This is a genomic window from Candidatus Methylomirabilota bacterium, assembly GCA_035709005.1.
Classification (GTDB): domain Bacteria; phylum Methylomirabilota; class Methylomirabilia; order Rokubacteriales; family CSP1-6; genus 40CM-4-69-5.
In genome coordinates this window covers 1-3,813 of sequence record DASTFB010000013.1, presented here as the reverse complement: position 1 = coordinate 3,813, position 3,813 = coordinate 1, and the positions used below count along the sequence as shown (strand labels likewise).

The 3,813-nt window shown below is 68.7% G+C and carries 5 protein-coding genes; all 5 read right to left on the bottom strand.

Annotated features, from left to right (window positions below; genetic code table 11):
- On the bottom strand, positions 1 to 452 hold a 452-nt coding region (locus VFR64_02505; GenBank protein HET9488617.1), incomplete at its 3' end, for an HD domain-containing protein.
- Positions 453 to 494: 42 nt separating this feature from the next.
- Positions 495 to 1,433: a protein translocase subunit SecF gene (secF, locus tag VFR64_02500; protein ID HET9488616.1), complete on the bottom strand. Its 939-nt coding sequence runs from the start codon at positions 1,431 to 1,433 to the stop codon at positions 495 to 497.
- The gene (secD, locus tag VFR64_02495; GenBank protein ID HET9488615.1) at positions 1,430 to 2,998 is read right to left on the bottom strand and encodes a protein translocase subunit SecD; all 1,569 of its coding nucleotides are present in this window, start codon (positions 2,996 to 2,998) and stop codon (positions 1,430 to 1,432) included. Before secD ends, secF begins: the two co-directional genes overlap by 4 nt.
- Positions 2,991 to 3,338: a preprotein translocase subunit YajC gene (gene yajC / locus VFR64_02490; GenBank protein HET9488614.1), complete on the bottom strand. Its 348-nt coding sequence runs from the start codon at positions 3,336 to 3,338 to the stop codon at positions 2,991 to 2,993. The genes secD and yajC overlap by 8 nt, the downstream gene beginning before the upstream one ends.
- Positions 3,339 to 3,344: 6 nt before the next feature.
- A partial coding sequence (locus tag VFR64_02485) for a tRNA guanosine(34) transglycosylase Tgt (protein ID HET9488613.1) occupies positions 3,345 to 3,813 on the bottom strand: 469 nt, incomplete at its 5' end.

Genomic DNA, 3,813 nt, shown 5'->3' with positions numbered 1-3,813 from the left:
GGCAGGTAGTCCAGGGTCCGCATGTTGTGCAGCCGGTCGGCGAGCTTGATGAGGAGCACGCGCAGGTCGCGTGCCATCGCCACCACCATCTTGCGGAAGTTCTCGGCCTGGCGCTCCTCGCGCGAGGAGAACGCGAGCTTCGAGAGCTTGGTCACGCCGTCGACGAGCTCGGCGACCTCGCGGCCGAACTCGCGCTCGAGATCGGCCTTGGTGGCCTCGGTGTCCTCCAGGACGTCGTGCAGGAGCCCGGCCGTGACGGTGGTGGCGTCGAGCTTGAAGGTGACGAGGAGGTGGGCGACCTCCAGGGGGTGCGACAGGTACGGCTCACCGGAGGCGCGCTGCTGCCCCCGGTGCGAGAGCTCAGAGAAGCGGTAGGCCCTCCGGAGCGTCTCCAGATCGGCGCCCGGCTGGTACTTGGGAATCTCCTCGAGCAGCGTTTCCAGTTGTGTCACGAAGCCCCAACCCGTGGTTAATCATGTGATTTTACGCGGGGTTCAGGCTTTCGCCACCGCTTTTTTGGGGCGCCGGACGCGCCCCTCCACGTAGTGCGTCCAGTCCACGATCAGCGCGCCCGCGATGTAGACGGTCGAGTAGGTGCCGGTCACGACGCCGACCACGAGCGCGAAGGCGAAATCCTCCAGGACTTTCCCGCCGAAGACCAGGAGGAGCAGCGTCGCGAAGAACGTGGTGAGAGCGGTGAGCACCGTCCGGGACAGCGTCTGGTTGATGGCGGTGTTGATCTGTTCCGCGAAGGGGCGCCCGCGGACGCCCAGCCGCGCCCGGTTCTCACGCAAGCGATCGTAGGCCACGATGGTGTCGTTCACGGAATAGCCGATGATGGTCAGGATGGCGGCCAGCACGGGCAGCGAGAACTCGCGGTCGGTCAGCGAGAGCGCGCCCACCGACACCAGCACGTCGTGGGCCACGGCGACGATGGCGGCCACCCCGCCCTTCAGGTCGAAGCGCAGGGCGATGTAGAGCAGCATCCCCGCCGCGGCCGCGATCACCGCGTAGATGGCCTGCAGCTGCAGATCGCGCCCCACCTGCGGACCGACGAACTCGACGCGGCGGATCTCGAAGGCACCGAGCGTGCCCGCGCCGCCGAGCGCCTGCTGGATCTGCCGCGCGACCGCGGTCGAGTCCTTGTCCCCGAGGGGGAGACGCACGATGAACTCACGGGGATCGCCGAACTCCTGGATGATCGCGGTCTCCAGACCGATGCCGGCCAGGCTCCGGCGAATGTCGGCCACCCGGGGCGCTTGCTCGAAGCGCACCTGGACGAGCGTGCCCCCGGCGAAATCGATGTCGTACCGGAGGCCTCCCTTGCTGACGAGCGAGACCAGCCCGACGAGGATGAAGAGCGCGGAGGCCAGGTAGGCCCACCGGCGCCGCCCGATGAAGTTGTAGTTGGGAGTCGCGAACAGCTGGATCATATCGAGATCGTCTGCAGCCGTCGCCGGCCCATGTAGAAGACGTCGAAGAGCAGGCGGGTGAAGAAGACCGCCGTGAACAGGCTGGCCATGAGGCCGACGAAGAGCGTCACGGCGAAGCCGCGCACCGGGCCCGTGCCGAAGTTGTACAGGATCGCCGCGGTGACGAGGACGGTCACGTGCGTGTAGATGATGGCCCGGAACGCCCGCGCGAATCCGGCGTCGACCGCCGCCCGCACCGTCTTGCCCGCCCGCAGCTCCTCGCGGATGCGCTCGAAGATCAGGATGTTGGTGTCGACCGCCATGCCGATGGTGAGCGCGATGCCGGCGATCCCGGGCAAGGTCAACGTCGCGCCGAACGCCGCCATCGCCGCGAGCAGCATGAGGAGGTTGAGAGCCAGGGCGATGTCCGCCACCAGCCCGGACAGCCGGTAGTAGACGAGCATGAAGATGAAGACGAGCAGGGCCGAGCCGATGATCGCGACCATCCCCTGCCGGATGGAGTCCGCGCCGAGGGAGGGGCCCACCGTCCGCTCCTCGAGGATGGCCACCGAGGCGGGCAGGGCGCCCTCGCCGAGCACGATGCGCAGATTGCGCGCCTCCTCGATCGTGAACTGCCCCGTGATCACGGCCTGGCCGCCGGGGATGCGCTCGTTGATGCGCGGCGCCGAGTTGACGACACCGTCCAGGACGATGGCCAGGTGCCGGCCGACGTTCTGCTCGGTGATCTCCGCGAAGCGCTGGGCGCCGGCCGGGTTGAAGGTGATGTTCACCTGCCAGTTGCCCGGGGCGTTCGGATCGGCGCTGACCGCCGCCGCGGTGAGGCCGGCGCCCGTGAGCAGCGCGCGGCGGTGGACGACGACGTAGGGCACGCGGCGTTCCGCCCGTGTCTCGGGATCGACCAGCCGCCGGAAGAGCACCTCGCGATCGGGCGGCAGCTGCCGCTGGAGCTCCTCGACCCGGACGTCGGGCTCGAGGAAGCGGTCGACCAGCTTGAATTCGAGGAGGCCCGTCTGGCCGATGAGCGCCTTCGCCCGCTCGACGTCCTGGACGCCGGGGAGCTGGATCAGGATGCGGTCGGCCCCCTGCCGCGTGATGGTCGGCTCGGCCACGCCGAAGGCGTCGATGCGGTTGCGCAGCCGCTCCACGGCCTGGGCGACCGCGTCCTCCCGCACCTGCGCGGTGTGACGCTCGTCGATGGCCATGACGAAGCGACCCGCCGCCTGGTCCTGGTCCACGGGCGCGAAGCCGGTGAACTCGCGCGCCACGGTGAGCGCATCCGTCCACACCTGCGGCGACGCGAGCTCGACCACGAAGCGGGCCGCGCCGTCGGAGACGACGCGCCGGGTGGCGATGCCCTTCCGGTCCAGGGCGATCTTGAAGTCCTCGGCCGCCCGCTCCACCTGGCCGGCGAGGTGCTTGTCGAGCTCGACGCCGAGCACCAGGTGGATGCCGCCCTGCAGGTCGAGCCCGAGGTTGATCGTCCGCTGCAGCGGGTACAGGTACCAGACGGAGGCGAGGACGACGGCGAGGACGATGACCACGCGCACCCAGAAATACCTAGGCATCCTTGTCGCCCTGTCCCTCCACAATGCGCCCGATGGCGGAGCGCTCGAATTCCAGCTTGACCTGGTCGGCGACACGCAGGGTGACCGAGTGCTCGTTGATGCCGGTGATGGTGCCGTAGAGACCGCTCGTGGTCACCACCTTGTCGCCGCGCTTGAGCGCGGCCAGCATCCGCTCGCGGTCCTGCCGCTGGCGCTGCTGGGGACGGATCATCAGGAAGTAGAAGATCGCGAACATCACGCCGAAGAGGATGAGCGGCTGCACGAAGGCGGCCGGCCCGGCTCCCCCACCGGGGGGCGCCGAGGCCGCGTGGGCGACGTCGGCGAAGAGCGTGACGTTCATGGGGACTCAGACCTCCGGACGTTCCGTATCGTGGCGCAAAATACCAGGGGATGATACTGCATAACGCGCGAAAAACCGAGTCCGGAATGGCTCGAACACTCCTTCCGCGATCGCCGCGCGCATGTCCGCCATCAGCGCCAGGAAGAATTGCAGGTTGTGCAACGTGAGCAGCCGGTACGCGAGGAGCTCCTTCGACACGAAGAGGTGGCGCAGGTACGCCCGTGAGAACCGCCGGCACGCGTAGCAGGGACAGTCGGCCTGCAGCGGGGCCGGGTCGCGAGCGTGCCGGGCCTGCTTGATGGTGACCGGCCCGTCCGCGGTGAAGGCCTGGCCGTTGCGCGCGTTGCGCGTGGGCAGGACGCAGTCGAACATGTCGATGCCCGCGCCGATGGCTCGTACGAGATCGTAAGGTGTGCCGACGCCCATGAGATAGTGCGGCCGCTCGGGATCGAGCGTGGGTCCGACCTCCATGAGG

Excerpts from the sequence above, each read along its gene's own strand:
- yajC (HET9488614.1), bottom strand. The coding sequence starts at position 3,338 with ATGAACGTCACGCTCTTCGCCGACGTCGCCCACGCGGCCTCGGCGCCC.
- secD (HET9488615.1), bottom strand. The coding sequence starts at position 2,998 with ATGCCTAGGTATTTCTGGGTGCGCGTGGTCATCGTCCTCGCCGTCGTC.
- secF (HET9488616.1), bottom strand. The coding sequence starts at position 1,433 with ATGATCCAGCTGTTCGCGACTCCCAACTACAACTTCATCGGGCGGCGC.